This window comes from Amycolatopsis stemonae, from assembly GCF_054781455.1.
This window is the reverse complement of the sequence record NZ_BAAGUJ010000001.1, coordinates 253,706-275,229: the sequence shown is the minus strand read 5'-3', so window position 1 is coordinate 275,229 and position 21,524 is coordinate 253,706. Positions and strand designations below refer to the sequence as shown.

The 21,524-nt window shown below is 71.2% G+C and carries 27 protein-coding genes; 15 read left to right on the top strand and 12 right to left on the bottom strand.

Features of this window, described 5'->3' with window-relative positions:
* The first annotated feature begins 28 nt into the window (after positions 1-28).
* Together ACYVLJ_RS01455 and ACYVLJ_RS01450 are read left to right on the top strand one after the other, a co-directional pair.
* Entirely contained in the window at positions 29-787 is a 759-nt protein-coding gene (locus ACYVLJ_RS01455) for an SOS response-associated peptidase (protein WP_451968022.1), read from the top strand.
* Positions 784-1,392, top strand: coding sequence for an alpha/beta hydrolase family protein (locus ACYVLJ_RS01450; RefSeq protein WP_451968020.1), 609 nt, complete (start codon positions 784-786; stop codon positions 1,390-1,392). The genes ACYVLJ_RS01455 and ACYVLJ_RS01450 overlap by 4 nt, the downstream gene beginning before the upstream one ends.
* Before the next feature lie 13 nt (positions 1,393-1,405).
* Here ACYVLJ_RS01450 and ybaK read toward each other — a convergent pair whose 3' ends face one another.
* The gene (ybaK, locus tag ACYVLJ_RS01445) at positions 1,406-1,882 is read right to left on the bottom strand and encodes an aminoacyl-tRNA deacylase (protein ID WP_460437494.1); all 477 of its coding nucleotides are present in this window, start codon (positions 1,880-1,882) and stop codon (positions 1,406-1,408) included.
* 193 nt (positions 1,883-2,075) lie between these two features.
* On the opposite strand from ybaK, the gene ACYVLJ_RS01440 reads away from it, so the two are divergent.
* Both ACYVLJ_RS01440 and rsrA read left to right on the top strand, forming a co-directional pair.
* Positions 2,076-2,699 (top strand): sigma-70 family RNA polymerase sigma factor, encoded by a 624-nt coding sequence (locus ACYVLJ_RS01440; RefSeq protein ID WP_257918241.1) that lies wholly within the window; start codon positions 2,076-2,078, stop codon positions 2,697-2,699.
* Entirely contained in the window at positions 2,696-3,016 is a 321-nt protein-coding gene (gene rsrA / locus ACYVLJ_RS01435) for a mycothiol system anti-sigma-R factor (RefSeq protein ID WP_257918242.1), read from the top strand. The genes ACYVLJ_RS01440 and rsrA overlap by 4 nt, the downstream gene beginning before the upstream one ends.
* Positions 3,017-3,079: 63 nt before the next feature.
* On the opposite strand, the gene ACYVLJ_RS01430 is transcribed toward rsrA, so the two are convergent.
* Positions 3,080-3,154: a 50S ribosomal protein bL37 gene (locus ACYVLJ_RS01430; protein WP_370444718.1), complete on the bottom strand. Its 75-nt coding sequence runs from the start codon at positions 3,152-3,154 to the stop codon at positions 3,080-3,082.
* 100 nt (positions 3,155-3,254) lie between these two features.
* On the opposite strand from ACYVLJ_RS01430, the gene ACYVLJ_RS01425 reads away from it, so the two are divergent.
* Positions 3,255-3,467: an acyl-CoA carboxylase biotin carboxyl carrier protein subunit gene (locus tag ACYVLJ_RS01425; protein ID WP_460437493.1), complete on the top strand. Its 213-nt coding sequence runs from the start codon at positions 3,255-3,257 to the stop codon at positions 3,465-3,467.
* A gap of 4 nt (positions 3,468-3,471) precedes the next feature.
* Positions 3,472-4,992, top strand: coding sequence for a sensor histidine kinase (locus tag ACYVLJ_RS01420; protein WP_451968014.1), 1,521 nt, complete (start codon positions 3,472-3,474; stop codon positions 4,990-4,992).
* A gap of 339 nt (positions 4,993-5,331) precedes the next feature.
* On the opposite strand, the gene ACYVLJ_RS01415 is transcribed toward ACYVLJ_RS01420, so the two are convergent.
* A complete protein-coding gene (locus ACYVLJ_RS01415; protein WP_072481920.1) occupies positions 5,332-5,586 on the bottom strand; it encodes a WhiB family transcriptional regulator in 255 nt (84 codons plus the stop codon).
* Positions 5,587-5,859: 273 nt separating this feature from the next.
* Positions 5,860-6,849, bottom strand: a complete 990-nt coding sequence (locus ACYVLJ_RS01410) for a diacylglycerol/lipid kinase family protein (protein ID WP_460437993.1) — start codon at positions 6,847-6,849, stop codon at positions 5,860-5,862.
* A gap of 370 nt (positions 6,850-7,219) precedes the next feature.
* On the opposite strand from ACYVLJ_RS01410, the gene ACYVLJ_RS01405 reads away from it, so the two are divergent.
* On the top strand, positions 7,220-7,690 hold the full coding sequence (locus ACYVLJ_RS01405) for a hypothetical protein (RefSeq protein WP_451968012.1): 471 nt from the start codon (positions 7,220-7,222) through the stop codon (positions 7,688-7,690).
* A 10-nt stretch (positions 7,691-7,700) separates the two neighbouring features.
* Here ACYVLJ_RS01405 and ACYVLJ_RS01400 read toward each other — a convergent pair whose 3' ends face one another.
* Together ACYVLJ_RS01400 and ACYVLJ_RS01395 are read right to left on the bottom strand one after the other, a co-directional pair.
* Positions 7,701-8,183, bottom strand: coding sequence for a GNAT family N-acetyltransferase (locus ACYVLJ_RS01400; protein ID WP_460437492.1), 483 nt, complete (start codon positions 8,181-8,183; stop codon positions 7,701-7,703).
* 1 nt (position 8,184) lies between these two features.
* A complete protein-coding gene (locus tag ACYVLJ_RS01395; RefSeq protein WP_460437491.1) occupies positions 8,185-8,775 on the bottom strand; it encodes a histidine phosphatase family protein in 591 nt (196 codons plus the stop codon).
* A gap of 84 nt (positions 8,776-8,859) precedes the next feature.
* Here ACYVLJ_RS01395 and ACYVLJ_RS01390 point away from each other — a divergent pair, with 84 nt between their 5' ends.
* The gene (locus ACYVLJ_RS01390) at positions 8,860-9,333 is read left to right on the top strand and encodes a hotdog fold domain-containing protein (RefSeq protein WP_451968006.1); all 474 of its coding nucleotides are present in this window, start codon (positions 8,860-8,862) and stop codon (positions 9,331-9,333) included.
* Here ACYVLJ_RS01390 and ACYVLJ_RS01385 read toward each other — a convergent pair.
* A complete protein-coding gene (locus ACYVLJ_RS01385; RefSeq protein ID WP_460437490.1) occupies positions 9,330-9,986 on the bottom strand; it encodes a hypothetical protein in 657 nt (218 codons plus the stop codon). The genes ACYVLJ_RS01390 and ACYVLJ_RS01385 overlap by 4 nt on opposite strands.
* A 135-nt stretch (positions 9,987-10,121) precedes the next feature.
* On the opposite strand from ACYVLJ_RS01385, the gene ACYVLJ_RS01380 reads away from it, so the two are divergent.
* Positions 10,122-11,732, top strand: a complete 1,611-nt coding sequence (locus tag ACYVLJ_RS01380; RefSeq protein WP_460437489.1) for a GMC oxidoreductase — start codon at positions 10,122-10,124, stop codon at positions 11,730-11,732.
* Here ACYVLJ_RS01380 and ACYVLJ_RS01375 read toward each other — a convergent pair.
* The 3 genes from ACYVLJ_RS01375 to ACYVLJ_RS01365 form a co-directional block, all read right to left on the bottom strand.
* Positions 11,722-12,156 carry a MarR family winged helix-turn-helix transcriptional regulator gene (locus tag ACYVLJ_RS01375; RefSeq protein ID WP_451968000.1) on the bottom strand — a complete coding sequence of 145 codons (435 nt, stop codon included), beginning with the start codon at positions 12,154-12,156 and terminating at the stop codon, positions 11,722-11,724. The two genes, ACYVLJ_RS01380 and ACYVLJ_RS01375, sit on opposite strands and share 11 nt — an antisense overlap.
* Complete coding sequence (locus ACYVLJ_RS01370; protein ID WP_451967998.1) at positions 12,153-12,572, bottom strand: SRPBCC family protein; 420 nt, start codon at positions 12,570-12,572, stop codon at positions 12,153-12,155. The genes ACYVLJ_RS01375 and ACYVLJ_RS01370 overlap by 4 nt, the downstream gene beginning before the upstream one ends.
* 66 nt (positions 12,573-12,638) lie before the next feature.
* A complete protein-coding gene (locus tag ACYVLJ_RS01365; RefSeq protein ID WP_451967996.1) occupies positions 12,639-13,244 on the bottom strand; it encodes a dTDP-4-dehydrorhamnose 3,5-epimerase family protein in 606 nt (201 codons plus the stop codon).
* Between the two features lie 359 nt (positions 13,245-13,603).
* Between ACYVLJ_RS01365 and ACYVLJ_RS01360 the strand changes: the two genes are divergently transcribed.
* A complete protein-coding gene (locus ACYVLJ_RS01360; RefSeq protein ID WP_460437488.1) occupies positions 13,604-14,779 on the top strand; it encodes an NAD(P)-dependent malic enzyme in 1,176 nt (391 codons plus the stop codon).
* A gap of 55 nt (positions 14,780-14,834) precedes the next feature.
* Here ACYVLJ_RS01360 and ACYVLJ_RS01355 read toward each other — a convergent pair whose 3' ends face one another.
* Positions 14,835-16,241, bottom strand: coding sequence for a bis-aminopropyl spermidine synthase family protein (locus tag ACYVLJ_RS01355; protein WP_460437487.1), 1,407 nt, complete (start codon positions 16,239-16,241; stop codon positions 14,835-14,837).
* Positions 16,242-16,334: 93 nt separating this feature from the next.
* Here ACYVLJ_RS01355 and ACYVLJ_RS01350 point away from each other — a divergent pair, with 93 nt between their 5' ends.
* Genes ACYVLJ_RS01350 through ACYVLJ_RS01335 form a run of 4 tightly spaced genes read left to right on the top strand, consistent with a single transcriptional unit; the run spans position 16,335 to position 19,649 of the window.
* Positions 16,335-17,420, top strand: a complete 1,086-nt coding sequence (locus ACYVLJ_RS01350; RefSeq protein WP_460437486.1) for an ABC transporter ATP-binding protein — start codon at positions 16,335-16,337, stop codon at positions 17,418-17,420.
* Positions 17,417-18,085 carry an ABC transporter permease gene (locus tag ACYVLJ_RS01345; protein ID WP_451967988.1) on the top strand — a complete coding sequence of 223 codons (669 nt, stop codon included), beginning with the start codon at positions 17,417-17,419 and terminating at the stop codon, positions 18,083-18,085. The genes ACYVLJ_RS01350 and ACYVLJ_RS01345 overlap by 4 nt, the downstream gene beginning before the upstream one ends.
* Positions 18,082-18,765 carry an ABC transporter permease gene (locus ACYVLJ_RS01340; RefSeq protein WP_451967986.1) on the top strand — a complete coding sequence of 228 codons (684 nt, stop codon included), beginning with the start codon at positions 18,082-18,084 and terminating at the stop codon, positions 18,763-18,765. Before ACYVLJ_RS01345 ends, ACYVLJ_RS01340 begins: the two co-directional genes overlap by 4 nt.
* Positions 18,762-19,649, top strand: coding sequence for an ABC transporter substrate-binding protein (locus ACYVLJ_RS01335; RefSeq protein WP_460437485.1), 888 nt, complete (start codon positions 18,762-18,764; stop codon positions 19,647-19,649). The genes ACYVLJ_RS01340 and ACYVLJ_RS01335 overlap by 4 nt, the downstream gene beginning before the upstream one ends.
* Before the next feature lie 8 nt (positions 19,650-19,657).
* Here ACYVLJ_RS01335 and ACYVLJ_RS01330 read toward each other — a convergent pair whose 3' ends face one another.
* Positions 19,658-20,773, bottom strand: coding sequence for an FAD-dependent oxidoreductase (locus ACYVLJ_RS01330; protein ID WP_460437484.1), 1,116 nt, complete (start codon positions 20,771-20,773; stop codon positions 19,658-19,660).
* A 69-nt stretch (positions 20,774-20,842) separates the two neighbouring features.
* Here ACYVLJ_RS01330 and ACYVLJ_RS01325 point away from each other — a divergent pair, with 69 nt between their 5' ends.
* Complete coding sequence (locus ACYVLJ_RS01325; RefSeq protein ID WP_451967980.1) at positions 20,843-21,523, top strand: TetR/AcrR family transcriptional regulator; 681 nt, start codon at positions 20,843-20,845, stop codon at positions 21,521-21,523.
* Position 21,524 lies beyond the last annotated feature (1 nt).

Below are 21,524 nucleotides of genomic sequence, written 5' to 3'. Positions count from 1 at the left end.
CGTCCTGTCCCGCGGAGGAGGTTGGCCCATGTGCGGGCGCTACGCCGCCACGAAGGACCCGGCGAAGCTGATCGAAGAGTTCGACGCGATCGACCTCACCGAGGGCCACGCGCGCGCCGACCACAACGTCGCGCCGACGAAGAACGTCGTCACGGTCGTGCAGCGGCACCCGCGCGACGACGAGGGCCAGGTCCTCGAGGACGAGCCCGCCGTGCGCTCGCTGCGGATGATGAAGTGGGGCCTGGTGCCGTTCTGGGCCAAGGACCCGTCGGTCGGCTCGCGGATGATCAACACCCGCGCCGAGACGGCCGCCGAGAAGCCCGCCTTCCGCCGCGCGCTGGTGTCGCGCCGCTGCCTGGTGCCCGCGGACGGCTGGTTCGAGTGGCGCCGCACCGGCAAGGAGAAGGAACCGTTCTACATGACGGAACCGGACGGCTCGTCGATCGCGTTCGGCGGGATCTGGGAGAGCTGGCGGCCGAAGGACGACGACAACGCGTCGCCGCTGATCACGTTCTCGATCATCACGACCGACGCGGCGGGCCAGCTCACCGACGTCCACCACCGGATGCCGCTGATCGTGCCGAAGGCGCACTGGGACGGGTGGCTGGACCCGGACCGCGAGGACATCAAGGACCTGCTGGTGCCGACGCCGGACGACATCGTCGCGTCGCTGGAGCTGCGGCCGATTTCGACGTTGGTGAACAACGTCCGCAACAACGGGCCCGAGCTGCTGGAGCGCGTCGACCCAGCGCAAGAGGGTGCTCTCTTCGACGTGCCGCAGTCATGACCGCGCTCAAGATCGACACCGCGCACGGCCTGGCCAGGGTCTACCTCCACTGCGCCGAGGAGGGCACGGCGGTCCTCATGCTGGGCCACGGCGCGGGCGGTGGCCTGGGCGCGAAGGACCTGGTGGCGGTGACGCGCGCGGCCCAGGCGGCCGGCGTGCACGTGGCCCTGGTGGAGCAGCCCTACAAGGTGGCGGGCCGCCGCGCCCCGGCCCCGGCGAACCAGCTGGACGCGGCCTGGCTGACGATCGCGGACGAGCTGTCGGAACGCTTCGACGGCCTGCCGTTCGTGTTCGGCGGCCGGTCCTCGGGCGCGCGGGTGGCCTGCCGGACGGCGTCCGCGGGCCAGGCGGTGGCGGTGCTCTGCCTGGCGTTCCCGGAGCACCCACCGGGCCGGCCGGAGAAGACGCGCCAGCCGGAGTTCGACGCGGTCGAGGTCCCGACCCTGGTCATCCAGGGCGAGCGCGACCCGTTCGGCCGCCCGAAGCCGGGCCCCCACCAGGAGCTGGTCCTGGTGGACGGCGACCACAGCCTGGGCAAGGACCTGGAGACGGTCTCGCGGGCGGCGACGGAATGGCTGTCCCGCGTGTTGCGCCCGCTGGCCTGACCCGAACCGCAGGTCAGGCCGCGATCGCCGCCACCACGGCGGCCGTCAGCTCGATCAGGTCGGCCGGGGCCAGCTCCACCTCGAGCCCCCTTCGGCCGGCCGAGCAGAACACCGTCTCGAACTGCGAAGCCGAGACGTCGATCACCACCGGCAGCCGGCTCCGGTGACCCAGGGGCGAGATGCCGCCCAGCACGTACCCGGTCGCGCGCTGGGCCGCCGCCGGGTCGGCCATCTTGGCCTTCTTGCCGCCCGCGGCGGCCGCCAGGGCCTTCAGGTCCAGCTGCCCCGTGACCGGGACCACACCCACGACGAGGCGGCCGTCGACCTCCGCCACCAGGGTCTTGAACACGCGCGCGCGGTCGAGGCCGAGGGCCTCCACCGCCTCCAGCCCGTACGACTCCGCGCGCGGGTCGTGGTCGTACGCGTGCAGCGTGTGGGCCACTTTCCGCTTGCCCAACAACGCTGTCGCCGGGGTGCCCTTGCCAGCCATGGGCCGGAGTCTAGGGAATGCGCGCACCCCCCGATCGGTTGTACCGGGCGTGACCACAACGCTCGCCACCACACGCTCTCGCAGCCGTCGCCGCCCTGAGGCCCCGGCGAACCGCGGTGTGCCCGGCCCCCGCGTAAACTCGGGTCTGCCGTATGCGCGTACGCGCATCGACGCCGAGCGGGAAGGGAACGGTTTGCCGAGCACGCAGAACCCAGCGTCGGAAGAAGCGACCGAGGCCGAGCGCGCCGAGCGCTTCGAGCGGGACGCGATGCCGCTGCTCGACCAGCTGTACTCGGCCGCGATGCGGATGACCCGCAACCCCGCCGATGCCGAGGACCTGGTCCAGGAGACCTACCTGAAGGCCTACGCCGCGTTCGCCTCCTTCAAGGCGGGCACGAACCTCAAGGCGTGGATGTACCGCATCCTGACCAACACCTACATCAACGGCTACCGCAAGCGGCAGCGGCAGCCGGTGCAGCAGCCCACCGAGGAGATCACCGACTGGCAGATCGCCAAGGCGGAGAGCCACACCTCCAGCGGGCTCCGGTCGGCCGAGGTCGAGGCGATGGACAACCTGCCCGACACCGATGTGAAGGCCGCGCTGCAGAAGCTGCCCGAGGAGTTCCGGCTGGCCGTCTACCTGGCCGACGTCGAGGGCTTCGCGTACAAGGAGATCGCCGAGATCATGGACACGCCCATCGGCACCGTGATGTCCCGCCTGCACCGCGGCCGCGCCCAGCTGCGCGACCTGCTCGCCGACGTCGCCCGTGAACGCGGTTTCATCCGGGGGGCCAAGGAGGAGGTGGCCGGGCGATGAACGACATGTGCGAGGGCGCGTCGGACAAGGTCCGCTGCGAAGAGGCGCTCGCCGACATCTACCTGCTCCTCGACCGCGAGTGCAGCCCCGAGCGGGACGCCGCGTTGCGCGCCCACATCGACGACTGCCCGCCGTGCCTCGAGGAGTACGGCATCGACGAGCACATCAAGCAGCTGCTGGCCCGCAAGTGCGGCGGTGACCACGCCCCGGCCGAGCTGAAGAGCCGGCTGCGCGCGTCGATCCGCCAGACCGTCGCCACGCGCGGCGGCGTCACCGTGGAACGCACCGAGATCACCCTCGAGCAGCGGTCCGAATAGCGCCCGAGCACGATAAAGGCCCCCGCACTTCGGTGCGGGGGCCTTTTGCGTGCCGGCGCAGGCTCAGGAGTTGGGCTTGCCGCCGTGGTTCGCGGCGTTCTTCTTCCGGCTGCGACGCTTGCGGGCGCGCTTCGACATGTTCACTCCTCGTCGTCAAAGCTGGTCAACCTCTCAAGTGTGTCATGACGTCCCGTTCTGGTTGGATGGGGTGGGCGAGCCGGGCGCGAGGAGGGTGTCGATGGGCGAGATCAGGGCCGAAATGGTCGGCACCGTGCTGCAGGTCGTCGCGCGGCCGGGCGCCGCGCTGGCCGCCGGCGACACCGTGGTGATCCTGGAGTCGATGAAGATGGAGCTGCCCGCCGTGAGCGAGCAGGCCGGCACGCTGACCAGCCTCGCGGTGGCGAAGGGTGACCGGGTCCAGCAGGGCGACCTGCTCGGGGTGGTCGAGTAACGCCGTGTCGACCCTCGCCGAACTGCTCGCCGACAACACCGGACTCCCCGGGGAGGCCGCGGACCACCTGCAGACCGTCGTCGCCGAGTGGCAGCTGCTGGCCGACCTGTCCTTCGCCGACTTCCTGCTCTGGGTCCCGGTCACCGAGGAGCTGCAGCCCGACGGCGGCGACTTCGTCTGCGTCGCGCACGCGCGGCCGACGACGGCGCCCACCGCGCACCCCGAGGACGTCGTCGGCACGCGGTTCACCGTGGACGAGCACCCGCAGCTGGCCAAGGCCATGCGCGAAGTGCGGATCTGCCGCGAAGAGGACCCGCACTGGTACCGCGACTTGCCGATGCGGCGCGAAGCGATCCCGGTGCGCTTCCACGACGACGTCATCGCCGTGATGAGCCGCGAGACGAACCTGGCCGCGCCACGGGTGCCCTCGCCGCTGGAGATCGCGTACCTGGGCAGCGCCGGCGACCTGTGCCAGATGATCGTCGACGGCACGTTCCCGCCGAGCGGCAGCAACGCGACCGACACGCACACGTCGCCGCGGGTGGGGGACGGGCTGATCCGGCTCGACTCGAGCGGCACGGTCGTGTTCGCCAGCCCGAACGGCCTGTCCGCCTACCACCGGATGGGGCACGAGTCCGACCTGGTCGGGACGCGCCTGGCGCCGTTGACGCGGTCGCTGATCCGCGACCCGTTCGACGCGACCGAGGTGTCCCACCGGATCATCGAGGCCCTCGACGGGAAGCCGTCGAGCCGCACGGAGGCCGACTCGCGGCGCGGCGCGGTGGTGCTGTTCCGCGCGCTGCCGCTGCGGCCGGCCGGGCAGGCGGCGGGCGCGCTGGTGCTGGTCCGCGACGTCACCGAAGTCAAGCGGCGTGACCGGGCGCTGCTGTCGAAGGACGCGACGATCCGGGAGATCCACCACCGGGTGAAGAACAACCTGCAGACGGTCGCGGCCCTGCTGCGTCTGCAGTCCCGGCGGACGACGTCGGAGGAGGCGCGGCTCGCGCTGGCCGAGTCGGTGCGCCGGGTGACGTCGATCGCGCTGGTGCACGAGGCGCTGTCCATCTCGGTGGACGAGCGCGTCGACCTCGACAAGCTGCTCGACAACGTGCTGCCGATGGTCGGCGAGGTCGCGACGGCGGAGTCGCAGGTCGGGCTGAAGCGGACGGGCTCGTTCGGGGTGGTCGTCGCGGAGATCGCGACGCCGCTGGTGATGGTGCTGGCCGAGCTGGTGCAGAACGCCGTCGAGCACGCGTTCCCGGCGGGCCGGTCGGGCAAGGTCGAGCTGATCGTGGAGCGTTCGGCGCGCTGGCTGGACGTCGTGATCCGCGACAACGGCCGTGGGCTGCCGTCGGGGTTCTCGCTGGAGCGTTCGGACGGGCTGGGCCTGCAGATCGTGCGGACCCTGGTCGAGTCCGAGCTGCGGGGGTCGCTTTCGCTGCGGAAGGTGCGGACGGAGGCGTCGTCGACCCGGGTGACGGGGACGGAAGCCGCGTTGCGCATCCCGCTTTCGCGTCGCCTTTGACGTTCCGCCTGCCCGAACGGGTGGTTTGCCCATAATCGAACGGGGGCATTCCCGCCGCGGCGGCGTGATCGGGCGGGCATCACGTGTGATTGGAGGGGCATCACGCGTGATTGGGGGGTCGACACGATGAAGGCCCGGCACCTGGTGCAGAGGTGCCGGGCCGTTCAGCGCTTCGCGGGAGGACTTCGAAAGCCCTGGTGAGGGTTCACGACACCCGTCGCCAGGTGGTTTCGCCTCGCTTGTTAAGCTCGGACCGGGTAGGTATCGCCCCAGACGGCGTGGCACAGAGGTGCCTGCCGGGAGATTTTCTTCCGCGGTCCTGGTGCTGCTACGTAAATGTCAGGCGTTGGTACGCGTGCCGATGTGCGTACGGCGGCGCTTGAGCGCGCGTCGCTCGTCCTCGCTCATACCGCCCCACACGCCGGCGTCCTGGCCGCTGGCCAAAGCCCAGGCCAGGCAGTCGGAAGCAACGGTGCAGCGGTGGCACACGGCCTTCGCCTGCGCTACCTGCGACAGAGCAGGACCGCTGGTTCCCACCGGGAAGAACAGCTCGGGGTCCTCGTCTCGGCAGGCCGCGTCGTGGCGCCAGTCCATGTTCGTGAGCTCCTTCATACGGCGCGGGAGGGCCGCGCCACAGTCGTCATGGCGGTCGTTTTTTTGGGTGCTTGTGAATGCTTTCACGAAGCACCGCTTTCGACAAGGGTTTCTTGGAGATCGGTGAGTCAGGTCACCCGGCCGAGCGACCCCTCTGACCTGCGGTTTCTCTCCGAAACAGCCCGCCGAAGGGAAGGCTGATGCGGTGAGTGGAGGTTCTGCGTCGACGAACGGCAAAGTGCACTTTGCCGCAGGCGATCAGTGGTCCCGTCGTCACACGATTACCGTGAGTGCATTCGGGACGCTGAAGAATTCCACCCTGGTCCGCTGGCCGACGAGGTCGCCGTCCACCTGGAAGTTTACCGGTTCAGCTGCGTCGATGCGGATCATCGGCAGGTCGTCGTGACGCACGAGACGTTTGCCTTTTTGGTTGCTCTTCGTAGCCAAAGCACGGCGTACATGCTTGAACACCGTGGGCAACCCGAGACCGTTCAACGCGAACAGACCCAATCCCGTCTCGAACGAGCAACCCGGGTTGAGGTGGACCGGACGCTCGCCCAGGTAGCTCCACGGATCGGTGTTCGACACGAAAGCGGTCAGCGCTTCGGCGGGTTCCTCGCCCGGGACGCGGATCGTCAGGGCCGGCCGGCCCAGCGGCGGCCGGAAGTAGGAGCGGACGGCGGCCCGCATGTAGAGGCCGGCGGTGGTCTGCTTGCCGCGGCGCTTCGCGACCCGGCCGACGACGTCGGCGTCCCAGCCCAGGCCGGAGTTGAAGGTGAACCAGTGCCCGTCGGCCAGGCCGAGCCCGACCCGGCGCGACCGCTCGCCCTCCAGCGCGCTGAGCAGCTGGTGGGTGGCTTCGACGGGGTCCGACGAGATGCCGAGGGCGCGCGCGAACACGTTGGCCGAGCCGCCGGGCACGACGCCCAGGGCCGGGATACGGCCGATCTGGGCCGGGTCGCCATCCAAGCCTCTTTCGGGGGCCCGGGTGGCGAAGCCCCCGGCCCGGGGCGAAGCTCCGGGTGGCGCGACATCGGCCAGGAGGCCGTTGACGACCTCGTTGACCGTGCCGTCGCCGCCGTGGGCCACGACCAGGTCGATCCCGTCCCGCGCGGCCGAGCGCGCGACGGCCATGGCGTGCCCGCGGTAGTCCGTTTCGACCACGTCGAGCTTCACCTGGCTGGCGAGCGCGTGCGCCAGGACGTCCCGGCCACCGGCGGTGGTCGAGGTGGCCTGGGGGTTCACGACGAGGATTGCGCGCACTACCGCAGGGTAGGTGACTTCCGGGCACCCGAGAACCTTCCGGCCGCGCAAGGTGACGGGAAGCTCAGTGGCGAACCCGCCCGCGCGCACCGGTGCGGAACTGGTGGCGGCGACCCCTCGGGACAGACCTTCGAGACCCTGTGGCGGGCGGCCCTCCTTTGCCTGCGAGTGTCCGCTCGTCGTGACAAGTGCACCCGGGCCGACCGCCCGCTCATCGACGACCCTTGAATTCTCAGTGCCCGGGCGGTCCCGCGAAAACGGCCGACCGGGTGGCATACGATCGAATTGGCTCACGCACGGTGACCCGCCCTGGTCGCGTCCACTGTGCACCCGCAAACCACCTCGACCAGTTCCCCGGAAGGCCGCCGCAGTGAAGCTCTCGCCCGCTCCCCGTGAGGTCCGGCTGGCCGGCGTGGTCACCGCGGTGCCGTCGCTCGCCCTGCTGGTGTTCGGGGTGGTCGTGCTGGTGAACGGCCTGGGGTCGGCCGTGCAGCCGGGCAACAACGTCTACGTCGAGTCCGGCACGTTCATCGTGGTGGCGCTGGCGTTCCTGGCCGCGTCGGCGGGGCTCGTGCTCGGCCACACGTGGGCGCGCTCGCCCGGGGTGGTGATCGCGCTGATCGTGGTCGGGCTGGGCTGGTACCTGCTCGGCCCGTCGGGGGAGCCGGTGTGGGGCGTGCCGGTCGCGCTGTTCGGCATCGCCGCGCTGGTGCTGCTGTTCCGCGCCCCTTCGCGGGCCTGGGCGCTGGGCGTGCGCGAAGGCGAGTCCGAGGAGGAAGCCGCCGAGCGCGGCGGTCTCGCCGGACGCCGCGCCGAGCGCGAAGGCCGCGAAGAGGACTGAACCGGCTCTTCTACGCCTGGGCGGCCAGCGCGCGCAGGGGTTCGTCCGTGAGCCGGTTGACGGTCCACTCGTCCATCGCCACCGCGCCCAGCGCCTTGTAGAACTCCGTCGCCGGGTTCCAGTCCAGCACCGACCACTCGAGGCGGCCGTAGCCGTTCGCGACGCACTCCGCCGCCAGTGCGGCCAGCAGCGCCTGGCCCAGGCCGGACCCGCGGTGGGCCGGGCGGACGAACAGGTCCTCCAGGTAGATGCCGTGGACGCCGCGCCAGGTCGAGAAGTTCAGGAACCACACCGCGAAGCCGACGACCTCGCCGTCCACTTCGGCCACGTGCCCGAACAGCTTGGGCGCGGCGCCGAACAACGCCTCGTGCAGCTGCGGGGCGGTCAGGTGGCACTCGTCCGGGGCGCGCTCGTAGTCGGCCAGCGCGTACGCCAGGCCGACGGCGGCCTCGACGTCGTCGGGTCTGATCCGGCGGATGCGGTCGTCGGGCACGTCAGTCCTCCAGGGCGGGTGGCAGGTTGAGGTGTTCGATCTGGGGCTCGCCGCGCTCGTCGCCGAGCACCGCGATGCCGGCCGCGTCGAGTCCGAAGTGGACACCGGACGTCGCGGGCAGGCCGATCCAGCGGGCCACCAGCACGCGGCTGAAGTGCCCGTGCCCGACCAGGATCACGTCGCCGGCCTCGATGTCCTCGCGCGCGCGGGCCAGGACGCGGTCCGCGCGCTCGGACACCTGCGCGGCGCTTTCGCCGCCGGGGACCGGGTGCGTCCAGACCGTCCAGCCCGGCACGGTTTCGCGGATCTCCGCGGTGGTGACGCCTTCGTAGTCGCCGTAGTCCCACTCGGCGAGGTCCTCGGTGACTTCGTCGACGCGCAGGCCGGCCAGCTCGGCCGTCCGCAGCGCCCGTCCGCGCGGGCTCGACAGCACCAGCGACGGCCCGCCGACCAGGCTCCGGAGCGTGCCGCCCGCGGCCAGCGCCTGGCCTTCGCCCGCCGGGGTCAGCGGGATGTCGGTCCGGCCGGTGTGCCGTCCGTTCAGGGACCATTCGGTCTGGCCGTGCCGGAGGAGGAAGAGACGGTTCGCCACGCGGGCGAATATATCCGGCGGTTTGCGCGCCAGCAGGTCGTCTGCTTAGCTACTGAGCAGTAGCTTAGCTCGAGGAGACCCGAAATGGCCGAGACGCCGACGTTCGCGCTGTGGCACAAGCTGGCCGCGAAGCCGGGCGGGAAGCAGCTGTTCAGCGCCGCGATGTGCCTGCGCGTGCCGTACTTCCGCACGGTGCTGCCCTCGGTGCGCGAGCTGCGTCCCGGCCACTGCGAAGTGAGCGCCCCGAAGTGGTGGGGTGTTTACAACCACATCGGCACGTTCCACGCCATCGCCGCCTGCAACCTCGCCGAGATCGCGATGGGCATGCTCGCCGAGGCGACCGTCCCGCCGACGCACCGCTGGCTGCCGAAGGGCATGAACGTCCAGTACGTCGCGAAGGCCGAGACGGGCCTGCGTGCGGTCGCGTCGCTGCCCGGGCTACCGGACTTCGGCGACGACGGCTTCGAGCTCGAGGTCCCGGTGACCATTTCGGACACGAGTGGCAAGCCCGTGGTCACCGGGACGATCACGATCTGGGTGACGCCGAAGAAGCGTTAGAGCGGCTTGTACTGCACGTACGTCGTCTGGTGGAACGCGTTCTCGCCGGACGGCGACGGCAGGCCGAGCCGGCGGTCGGCGACCTTGCCCAGCGGGCCGCACCCGGTGGTCGCGGGGACGGCCAGAGTCGTGTCCACGACGCCGAAGTGCACGGTTGTCGGCGTCTTCGAGATGACTGTCGGCGGCACGGCCGGGTCGTCGTGGACCACCGTGTGCAGGACGCCGATCCGGCAGTCCTTGCGCAGCAACGGGTGGTGCAGCACGGCGTAGACGTCCAGTTCGCCCCGGCGCTCGTCGTTGCTCTGGAAGTCCGAGTAACCGCCGTAGCGCAGCTGGAGCGTCGTGCCCGCCAGGCCGGGGACGCGCACCGGCGCGTGCCGCAGCGTGCCGAAGACCTGCGCGTACTGGCCGTTCACCCGGCCCTCGCTGAACGTCAGGCGGATCTCCCCGAGGGGGATCTCCTGGTCGTGAATGGTGATTTTCCCCTGTGAGACAAAGGCTTCGCAGCGCCACGTGCCCGGGTCGGCGTTCGCCGGCGGGGCTGGGCAGTCGGTGAAGTCGAAGGTCGGCAGTGTGTCGGCGGACGCCGTTCCGGACGTGATCCCCAGCGCGGTCACGGTCACTGCGACTGCCCCCAGTGCGAGAAGGTTCATGGCGTGAGCCTGCTCGCCCCGCGGCCGCGGGACATCCGGGATCGCCCCCAGGGGAAGACCGGAAATTCCCTCGACTGGGTGAAACGTGTTCTAGTTAGTTAACACTGTTCACTCGGTTCGGGCATGCTCGGCACCATGTCTGCCTTCTCCCGCCGCCGGTTCCTCGGCCTGGCCGCCCTGAACTCCGCCGCCGCCCTCGGGCTGACCACGGTTTCGGCGCGGCCCGCGGCCGCGACGCCGTTGCCGGGCCACTCCCCGGCCGTGGTGATCGGCACCGGCTACGGCGCGGCCGTCACGGCGTTGCGGCTCGGCGAAGCCGGGATCCCCACGCTGATGCTCGAAATGGGCCGGCTGTGGGCCACGCCCGGCGCCGACGGCAAGGTCTTCTGCCCGATGCTCAAGCCCGACGAGCGGGCGATGTGGTTCAAGGACCGCACCGAGGCGCCGCTCGCGTCGTTCCTCTGGCTCGACCTCGTCAACCGCGACATCGGGCGCTACGCGGGCGTGCTCGACCGGGTGAACTTCGGTGACATGGCGGTGTACCTCGGCCGCGGCGTCGGCGGTGGCTCGCTGGTCAACGGCGCGATGGCCGTGACACCCGAGCGGTCCTACTTCGAAGAGATCCTGCCGCGGGTCGACGCCGAAGAGATGTACGGCCGGTACTTCCCGCGGGCGCGGGCCGGGCTCGGTGTCGACGTCGTCGACCCGGGCTGGTTCGAGACGTGCCGGTCCTACCAGTACGCCCGCGTTTCGCGGAAGGCCGCGCACCGGGCCGGCTTCGGCACGGTGTTCGTGCCCAGCGTCTACGACCAGGAGTACCTGCGGCGCGAGGAGGCGGGCGAGGTGCCGCGCTCGGCGGACGCGTCCGAGGTCATCTACGGCAACAACCACGGGAAGCGCTCGCTCGACAAGTCCTACCTGGCCGCCGCGCTCGGCACCGGCAACGTGACCATCAAGACCCTCCAGGAGGTCCGCGAGATCCGGCAGCAGCCCGACGGGACGTACGCGCTGGCCGTCCGGGAGATCGACGAGCGCGGCACGGACCTGGGCACCCGGCACGTGACCGCGAAGCACCTGTTCCTCGGCGCGGGCAGCGTCGGCTCGACCGAGCTGCTGGTGCGCGCCCGCGACACCGGCCGGCTCCCGGAGCTGACCGACGCCGTCGGGCGGGGGTGGGGCACCAACGGCAACGTCATGTGCGGCCGCGCCAACCACGTCTGGGACACCACCGGCAGCCTGCAGTCCGGCATGCCCGCGCTCGGCATCGACAACCGGGCGGACCCGGTGCACCCGGTGTTCGCCGAGATCGCGCCGGTGCCCGCCGGGCTCGAGACGTGGGTCAGCCTCTACCTGGCGATCACGAAGAACCCCGAACGCGGCCACTTCACCTACGACCCGGCGAGCGACTCGGCGAAGCTGCACTGGACGGCGTCGCAGGGGCAGCCGTCCGTCGACGCCGCGAAGGCCCTGTTCGACAAGATCAACCGGGCGAACAAGACGATCTACCGCTACGACCTGTTCGGCGACACCCGCACCTTCGAGAACCGCTTCACCTACCACCCGCTGGGCGGCCTGGTGCTCGGCGAGGCGACGGACGACTACGGCCGGGTCAAGGGCTACCGCAACCTGTACGTCACGGACGGCTCGCTCATCCCGGGCAGCACCGGCGTCAACCCCTTCGTGACGATCACGGCCCTGGCCGAGCGCAACATCGAGCGCGTCCTCGCCGAGGACCTCAAGGGCTGAGCTTCGCCAATGAGCCGGTGAAGTCGTCGCCGACTTCCGCGAAGAAGGACGCGTCGGCGGCTTCGACGTCCTTCAGGGCCTTCGCGACCAGGTCCAGGCCGGCCTGGGTGACTTCCAGGCGCTTCGCGCGGGCGTCGGCCGGGTCGTCGGCGCGGGCGAGCAGGCCGCGTCCGGCCAGCTTGCGGACGACCTGGCTGGTCATCATCGTGTCCGTGCCGGCCTGCTCGGCCAGCTGCCGCTGGGTCGGGGGCTCGCCCGAGCGGGTGAGCCACCACGTGGTCGTCAGCAGCACGAACTGGACGTGCGTGAGGTCGTGCGGGGCCAGCGCGGCCCGCATCGCCCGCTGCCAGGCCAGCGTCACGCGCCACAGCAGGAAGCCGGGGCTGCGCTCGGGGCCTGGCAGGCGGGACTCGGGGGCCGTCATACCCGCGAGCTTGCCTCAGCCTCGGCCAAGCGAGCCAGCGCGCGCATGGCGTCCGGGGTGTCCGACGTGACCTGCTCGCCGAAGCCTTCGGGGCCGTCGACGGTGACGCGGTAGGTGATCCGCGTGCCGCCGTCGACGTCGGTCAGGACGTGCTCGAACCGCAGGTGGGCGTCGGGCAGCCGGGTCTCGTCGGTGAAGCTGCGGCCCTCGGTGACCTCGGTCAGCGTGAACGGGATCGGCGGCATGCCGTCCATGGTCATGGTCCCGCTGGTCCCGGCCGCGAAGGGGCCGTCGACGACCACCGAGCGGACGCCCGCGTCCCACTCGGGCCAGCGGCCGGTGTCGGCCCAGAGCGGCCAGATCGCGGCGGCGGGGGCGGTGGACGTCTCGCTGTGCTCGTACTCGTAAAGTGCCATGCGGGCAGACTATATGCGCGCTTACTAAATGCGCAAGGGGTCACTGGAGACCCGGTGGCGCGGTGCTCAGTGGGCTGAGCGCAGCTTGTCGTAGTAGGCGACGCAGTCCTGGTACAGCGGCAGCAGGCCCTGCTCCCGCGCCTCGGCCAGCGTGGGCGCGGTGCGGTCCTTCTCGGAGAGGACCTGCTCGAGGTCCGCCGGCCAGGGCAGGTCCAGCGCCGGGTCGAGCGGGGTGATCCCGTGCTCGCCCTTCGGGTTGTAGCCCTCGGAGCACAGGTAGGCCATCACGGTGTCGTCCTCGAGGGCGATGAAGCCGTGCCCGAGGCCTTCGGCGACGTAGACGGCGTTGAACTTGCCCGCGTCGAGCCGGGCGGCGTCCCAGGTGCCGAAGGTCGGCGAGCCGACGCGGACGTCGACGACGACGTCGAGCAGCGAACCGCGCGCGCAGTAGACGTACTTCGCCTGGCCGGGAGGCGTGTCGGCGAAGTGGATGCCACGGATCGCGCCGCGCCGGGACACGCTGTGGTTCGACTGGGCCAGGCGCAGCGGGTGCCCGGTCGCCGCGAGCAGCGCCTCCTCCTGGAAGGGGGCGACGAACAGGCCCCGGTCGTCGGGGAACGTCCGGGGGGAGAACTCGTAGGCGTCCGGGACGCTCAACCGGCGGAATTCCATGGCGTCACCATATCGGGCGGTTAAAAAACCGAACGGACGTCTTGGCAATTGCCGGAAATGCGGGGGTGGTGTGACCTCAACCGCACCAAGGGGTCACCCCCGGAGCAAGACCTGTCACAATGACCGGACCGCCGCGTCCGCGGCCATCGCCAGACCCACGGCACCGATGGCCGACGAGACGCCTCGCCGACAGGCCGGCGCTACCGCGCTGGGCTGCCGTGCCGGGACACAACCACGGTTTTCCCCTCTTGCCGTGGTCCCAGCTCGCATGCCCAGGAGAAATTCCAGTGACCCAAGTCCGATCCGCGAGTTCCGTCATTCCCACTGGACGAATGACGGAAACGACGACAGGAAACCCCATGAGCGACCCCGCCGGCACGCCGGTCACCGACGAAGAGATCTTCACCGGGCACGAGGGCGGCAAGCTCTCGGTGGCGGCGACGCGGCCGATCGCCAGCCCGCGTGACCTTTCGATCGCCTACACCCCGGGGGTGGCGAAGGTGAGCCGCGCGATCGCCGAGGACGCGGCCAAGGCCAAGCGGTACACGTGGGCGGACCGGCTGGTCGTCGTGGTCAGCGACGGGACGGCGGTGCTCGGCCTCGGCGACATCGGCGCGAGCGCGTCGCTGCCGGTCATGGAGGGCAAGTCGGTCCTCTTCAAGACCTTCGGCGGGCTCGACTCGATCCCGCTGGTGCTCGACACCACCGACGTCGACGAGATCGTCGAGACGCTCGTCCGGCTGCGGCCGTCCTTCGGGGCCGTCAACCTCGAGGACATCTCCGCGCCGCGCTGCTTCGAGCTCGAGGACAAGCTCAAGGAAGCCCTCGACTGCCCGGTCATGCACGACGACCAGCACGGCACGGCGATCGTCACGCTGGCCGCGCTGCGCGGCGCCAACCTGGTCCTCGACCGGGCGATCGCCGACCAGCGCGTGGTCGTCTCCGGCGCGGGCGCGGCCGGGGTCGCGTGCGCCCGGATCCTGCAGGAGGCCGGCATCGGCGACGTCACCGTCCTCGACTCGCGCGGCATCATCCACGAGGGCCGCGCGGGCCTGAACCCGGTCAAGGAGCGCCTGGCCGCGACGACGAACAAGGCCGGTCTCCAGGGCGGCCTGGCGGAGGCGCTCGAGGGTGCCGAGGTGTTCCTCGGCCTGTCCGGCGCGACGATCGACGAGTCCCTGCTGGGCCGGATGGCGGGCGGCGGCATCGTGTTCGCACTGTCCAACCCGGACCCGGAGGTGCACCCGGACGTGGCCGCGCGCTACGCGTCGATCGTGGCCACCGGGCGCAGCGACTTCCCGAACCAGATCAACAACGTGCTGGCGTTCCCGGGCGTCTTCCGCGGTGCCCTGGACTCGGGCGCGCGGGCGATCACCGAGGGCATGAAGCTGGCGGCCGCCGAGGCGATCGTGTCGGTGGCGATGGACGACCTGGGCCCGGACCGCATCGTCCCCTCGCCGCTCGACCCGCGTGTCGCGCCCGAGGTGGCCGCGGCGGTGGCGAAGGCCGCGGAAGCCGACGGCGTCACGGACTGACCTCTCGCGGTTCGCGAAGGCGGCACTTTCACGTGAAAGTGCCGCCTTCGGCGTGTCAGAGGAGTTCGGCCAGGCGGTGGCGGGGGACGTCGACCAGGCGCAGGTCGGTGAGGTCCTCGGGGACGTCGAGGGAGACGTTCGCGAGCCGCGCGTGGGCGCGGGTCAGGACCTCGTCCTGCTGCTCCACCGCATCGGCGACCACCACCGCGTGCCGGTTGTCCGGGGTGCTGCGCAGGTACCGCAGCGCGTATTTCCGGCCGATCAGCGCGGCGAGGGCCTCCTGCGCGGCCTGGGAGGCCAGGTCCGGGTGCGCGTTCGGGACCAGCAGCGCGAGGCGCCGGGCGTTCGTGCCCAGCAGCGTGCGCAGCAGCCACGGGCCGGGGTCGGCCGAGAGGTCCATCGCGACCGCGTCGCCCTCGGGCCCGGAGATCGACCAGTCCACCGGCCGCGACTCCAGCGAAAGCCCGTCCGCGACGGCGATTTCCTTCAGCTTCTCCAGCAGCGCCGGCTTCGTCCCGGCCGCTTCGACCGACTGCGGCCCGTGCGTGTAGATCGCCTTGCCACCGCGGACTTTCTTCGCCTTCGCCGTCGGCTGGCAGACGTACAGGTCCGCCGCGCTGCCGATCGCCTGCGCGCCGAAGTAGCGGTTGAAGCCCGGCAGGATCGCCTCGAACGTCAGCCCGAGCGTGGCCAGCGACCGCTGCACCTGCGCGCCCAGCGCCGGGTGGCGCGGGCTGTAGCCGTACGCGAACAGCAGCCGTCCCTCGCTCGGCTCCCGCAGCGCCTGCACGCCGCGCGCCGCGAACAGGCCCATGCCTTCGGGTGTGTACGGCGGATCGCTGAAGACCAGGTCGAACCGGCCGGTGACCGCGGGTGGCAGGCCGACGCGCAGGTCCGCGTGCGCGGTGGCGATCTCCCGCCCGCCGCGGTCGTCGAGGTGGGCGAGGACGCGCTCGTCGAGGTCGACGACGGTCAGGGACGCCGCCGGGCAGACGGCGTGCACCGCCAGCGACGTCAGGTCGTGGTCGCCGAGGAACAGCACGCGCGCCGACGCGAGGTCGTAGTGCGCGTCGAGCCACAACGCGCGTCGCAGCACGGTCTCCGGCGTCGCCTGCACGTGGTCGAGCGCGGCCAGCGGCGGCGGCACCTCCGCGACCCACTCGGCGACCTTCGGCAGCAACTCGTGCGCCGCGACGGCTTGGTCGAGCGGGTCGCCGAAGCGCGGCGCGCTGTACCGCAGGTACGACGCCGCGACGCCGGGGGCGATCCGGAGCCGGTCGCCGCTGCGGTCGAGGTCGTCGCCCAGCGCGGCGAGGACGTCCTCGACGCTGCGGCGGGGCGCGGTGCTCAGCCGCACCAGCTCGCCGAGGTCGTGGTCACCGGTGCGCAGGAGGTCGATGACGCGGTACAGCGGGCGGACGCCGACACCGTGCGCGGCGAGGACGTCGTCGAGTGCCTTCACGGGCATTCAGCGTAGTCACCACCCTGCGGAACACCGTGCCAACCGCCGCGGACTCGGCTACGGTCGATTCCACCGGACATGGGGAGTGGGCAAGTGGCCATCGAATTCCGCGACGTGACCAAGCAGTACCCGGATGGGACGGTCGCCGTCGACAAGCTGAGCCTGACGGTCGAGGACGGCACGATCACCGTGTTCGTCGGCCCGTCCGGCTGCGGGAAGACGACGTCACTGCGGATGATCAACCGGATGGTCGAGCCGACCGGCGGCCAGGTGCTGCTCGACGGCAAGGACGTCGCCGAGGGCGACCCGGCCCCGCTGCGCCGCGGCATCGGCTACGTCATCCAGCACGCCGGGCTCTTTCCACACAGGACGGTCCTGGACAACATCGCGACCGTGCCCCTGCTGTCGGGCTGGGACAAGGCGAAGGCGCGCAAGCGGGCCGCGGAGCTGCTGGAGACCGTCGGGCTGCCCGGCGAGCTCGGCAAGCGGTACCCGGCCCAGCTCTCCGGCGGCCAGCAGCAGCGCGTCGGCGTCGCCCGCGCGCTCGCCGCGGACTCGCCGGTGCTGCTGATGGACGAGCCGTTCTCCGCGGTCGACCCGATCGTGCGCGAGGGCCTGCAGGACGAACTGCTGCGGCTGCAGTCGCAGCTGGGCAAGACCATCGTGTTCGTCACGCACGACATCGACGAGGCCGTCCGGCTCGGCGACAAGGTCGCGGTGATGCGGGTCGGCGGCAAGCTCGCCCAGTACGGCACGCCCGCCGACGTGCTGCGCCACCCGGTGGACGACTTCGTCGCGTCGTTCGTCGGCAAGGACCGCGGCTACCGCGGCCTGTCGTTCCTCTCCGCCGAGGGCGTCGAGGTCAAGGAGCTGGAGCTCGTCGAGGTCGGGTCCACAGTGGCCGCGAGCGACGGCTGGCGGCTCGCGGTCAACGCGGACAAGCAGCCCCGCGGCTGGCTCCCGCCGAACTCCACTGTGGACGGCTCGCTCACCGAGGACGACCTCGTGGCCGGCGGGTCGCTGTGGGTCCGCGGGACGCCGATCCGGGGCGCGCTGGACGCGGCGCTGTCGTCGCCCGCCAGCCTCGGCGTGGTCGTCGACGAAGAACACCGTGTGCTCGGTGCCGTGGTCGCGAGACAGGTCCTGGACGTGATCGAGGCGACGCCGCAGGCGTCATGAGCTTTTTCGCCGAGCTCGGGCAGTACCTGAGCAGCGGGAACAACCGCGCCGGAATCCTCGGCGACCTGGGCGACCACGTCTACCTCGCGCTGCTCCCGCTGGTCGTGGGCATCGTCCTGGCGATCGCGGCCGGCTGGCTCGGGCACCGCTGGCGACCGGCCCGGCAGGTCCTCACGGTGCTGGCCAACCTGCTCTACACGATCCCGTCGCTCGCGCTGTTCGTCGTCATCCCCGGCCTGATCGGGTCGAAGATCCTGGACAGCGTCAACGTCGTCGTCGCGTTGACCATCTACACCACGGCGTTGCTCGTCCGGCCGGTGCTCGACGCCCTGGACGCGGTGCCGCCGCCGGTGATCGCCGCCGCGACGGCCGTCGGGTACAAGCCGGTGCGCCGGTTCTTCGCCGTCGAGCTGCCGCTGTCGGTCCCCGTGCTCGCGGCCGGCGTGCGGGTGGCGTCGGTCAGCAACATCAGCCTGGTCAGCGTCGGCGCGCTGATCGGCACCGGCGGCCTCGGCGTGCTGTTCACCGACGGCTTCCAGCGCGAATATTTCTCGCCGATCGTCGTCGGCATCGTGCTGACCCTGCTGCTGGCGCTGGTCGTCGACCTGGTCCTGATCGGCCTCCGGAACCTCCTGACGCCGTGGGAACGGGTGGCTGCCGCATGATCACCGACCTCGTCCACTGGTTCGGCGACCCGGCGCACTGGTCGGGACCCGACGGGATCCCGCAACGGCTGCTGGAGCACCTCGGCTACACGTTCCTGTCGCTGGTGATCGCGTTGGTGATCGCGGTCCCGCTGGGACTGTTCGTCGGCCACACCGGACGCGGCGGCGTCGCGCTCGTGGGCGCGGGCAACGTGATCCGCGCGCTGCCGACGCTGGGCCTCGTGACGTTCCTGTTCCTGCTCTTCACCGAAAGCGTCACCTCGACGATCATCGGGCTCGTCGTGCTGGCGGTGCCGCCGGTCCTGGCCGGCACGTACGCGGGGCTGCAGGCGACCGACCACGGCGTGGTCGACGCCGCCCAGGGCATCGGGATGACCGGCTGGCAGCGGCTCTGGCAGGTCGAGGTGCCGATCTCGCTGCCGCTCGTGCTGGGCGGCATCCGCAACGCCGTGTTGCAGCTCGTCGCGACGGCCGCGGTGGCCGCGTACGTCGGACTCGGTGGCCTGGGCCGGTTCCTGCTCGACGGACTGGCCATTTTGGACTATTCCGAGGTGATCGCGGGCGCGCTGCTGACGACGCTGCTGGCGATCGTCCTCGACCTGCTCTTCGCGTTGCTGAACCGCGCGCTGGTACCGCGTGGTGTCCGGCTCGCGTCGGCCGTGAAGAAGGTGACGGCGTGAAACGGCTCGCGTCTCTCCTCGCGGTGGTGCTGCTGGTCGCCGGTTGCGGCAACCCGCTGGCGGGTGGCGGCGAGGGCGGGGCGTCCGGCGACATCATCATCGGGGCTTCGGACGTCGGGGAAAGTCTTCTGCTGGCCCAGATCTACGCCGGGGCGCTGAAGAACGCGGGCGCCACGAACGTCACGGTGCGGCCGCCGGTCGGCAGCCGCGAGGTCGTCGTCAAGGCACTGCAGGACAAGTCGCTGTCGGTGGTGCCGGACTACAGCGGGAACCTGTTGCGCTACTTCGACAAGAACGCCACCGCGACGACCCCGCAGGACGTCTACGCGCAGCTGCGGCAGAAGATCCCGCCGGGCTTCGAGGTGCTGGACCAGGCGCCCGCCGAGGACAAGGACCTGCTGGTCGTCGGCCCGCAGCTGGCGTCCACGGGCGTCAGGACGGTCTCCGACCTGGGCCCGCGGTGCCGCGAGCTGGTGTTCGGCGGCCCGGGTCAGTGGAGCAGCCGCTGGAAGGACAAGATCAAGTCCCTGTACGGCTGCGAGTTCAAGGAGATCCGCACGACCGACACCGGCGGACCGGTGACGGTGGCGGCGCTGAAGTCCGGCGACGTCCAGGTGGCGGACCTGTTCAGCACGTCGTCGACGATCGCGGCGAACGGGTTCGTGCCGCTGACCGACGACAAGAACATGTTCCCGGCGCAGAACATCGTGCCGCTGGTGGCGCGGGGAACGCTGTCACCGTCCGAAGTGGCCGCCTTGAACCGCGTTTCGGCGGCGCTGACGACCGACCAGCTGACCGAGCTGAACGTCGAGTTCACCGAGAAGAAGCGGAACCCCCTGGACATCGCCGAGGACTTCTTGGCCCGCAACAACCTGAAGTCCTAGCCGATCGCTCAGCCCGGCTGGAAGAACTCCAGCAGCCGCCGGCTCGCGTCCGGCGACATCAGCAGTTCCTGCATGCTCGCCGACATCCGCGCGGCCGCGCCGGTGCGTTCGAACATCTCGCGTTCGTACTCCTCGATCGCGGTCGGAACGTCGCCCGGGCGCTCGGCCAGCGCGAGTGCGAGCAACGCGCCGTCGAGCAGGGCCATGTTCGCTCCCTCGCCCACCGGGGGCATCAGGTGCGCGGCGTCGCCGAGCAGGGTCACGTCCGGCCGGGACGGCCAGGTCAGGCCGATCGGGAGCGTGGTGAGGGACCGCGGCACGATCTCGTCGTCGCTCGCCGCGATCAGCGCGGTGCAGCGGGGGTCCCAGCCGGCGAACAGGTCCAGCAGCCGCGCCCGGGCCGCGGCCGGGTCGTCGAACGGGATTCCGGTCGTCGTGAACCAGTCCTCGCCCGTGTTGTAGAAGCTGAGGCCGACGCGGACGCTTCCGTCGCCGTTGCGCTGCGCCGCCAGTGAGCGCCCGTCGCCGATCACCCAGTAGTTGCCGCGCCCGACCATCGCCGCCAGGCCGGGGTGGGTGCGGTCGACGTCGGCGATGCGGAGTTCGACGGCGTTCTGGCCGAGGTGCCGCGGCCGGGCGTCGGTGAGCAGGGCGCGGACCCGGGAGTTCGCGCCGTCGGCGCCGACCAGCAGGTCGTACGGGGCACTACCACCGTCGGAGAAGTGCAGCACGCCGTCGCTCGCGGACGCGTACGCGTGGCCCCAGCGCACGGCGTCCGGGGGGAGCGAGTCCAACAGCAGGTCGCGCAGGTCGGCGCGGTCCACCTCGGGCCGCAGCATCGGGGCGTCCTCGGGGGTGTCCTCCTGCAGCAGCAGGGTGCCGTCCGGTTCGAGGAGCCGCATGTCCTGGCCCTCGCTGCGGGCGATCGCGAAGAACTCCTCGATCAGGCCGGCTTCGCGCAGCGCCCGCTGCCCCGAGTGGATGTCGAGCATGCCGCCCTGTCCGCGTGCGTCGCGCGACGGCTCACGTTCGTACACCACGGTTTCGATGCCGTGGACGTGCAGCACGCGGGCCAGCGCCAAGCCGCCGAGCCCGGCTCCGACGACGGCGATTTTCGTGGTCATCGATCCCCCTCCGATACGGTGTATCTGTCAATACACTGTATCGGACGGGACGATGTACTGTCACCGTCCATGGTGGTGTGGGAGCGGCCCGAGCCGCCGGAACGGCCGGTGCCGGCCCCGCTGAGCCGGGAGCGGATCGTGGCCGCCGCGATCCGGCTGGCCGACGCGGACGGCCTCGCGGCGGTGTCGCTGCGCAAGGTCGCCGCGAAGCTGGACGTCGGGCCGATGCGGCTGTACGGCTACATCGACACCAAGGAAGAGCTGCTCGACCTGATGGTCGACGCGATCCAGTCGGAGATCCGGCCGGCCGGGGACGGCTGGCGCGAGGTGCTGCGCTCGCTCGCCGAGCAGACCCGGCGGGCCGCGCACCGGCACGAATGGCTCGCCGACCTGCTCGGTGGCCGGCCCCAGATCGGGCCGAACGCGCTGGCCAGGGGCGAGGCCGTGGTGACCGCGCTGGACGGCGTCGGCGTGGACGACGTCATGCCGGTGATCGACGCCGTCAACGCGTACGTGATCGGCGCCGTGCGCCGCGAGATCACCGAGAGGCGCACCGCGCGGACCAGCGGGATGGACAAGCGGCAGTGGCAGGCCACCTACGGGCCCTACCTGACGCGGACGTTCGCGAGCGGCCAGTTCCCCGCGATGGCGAAGGTCATCCACGACGCCGTCCACCTGGACGCCGACCAGACCTTCGCCCTCGGCCTCGACTGCCTCCTCGACGGCATCGCGGGCCGCCTCGCGCGCTGAG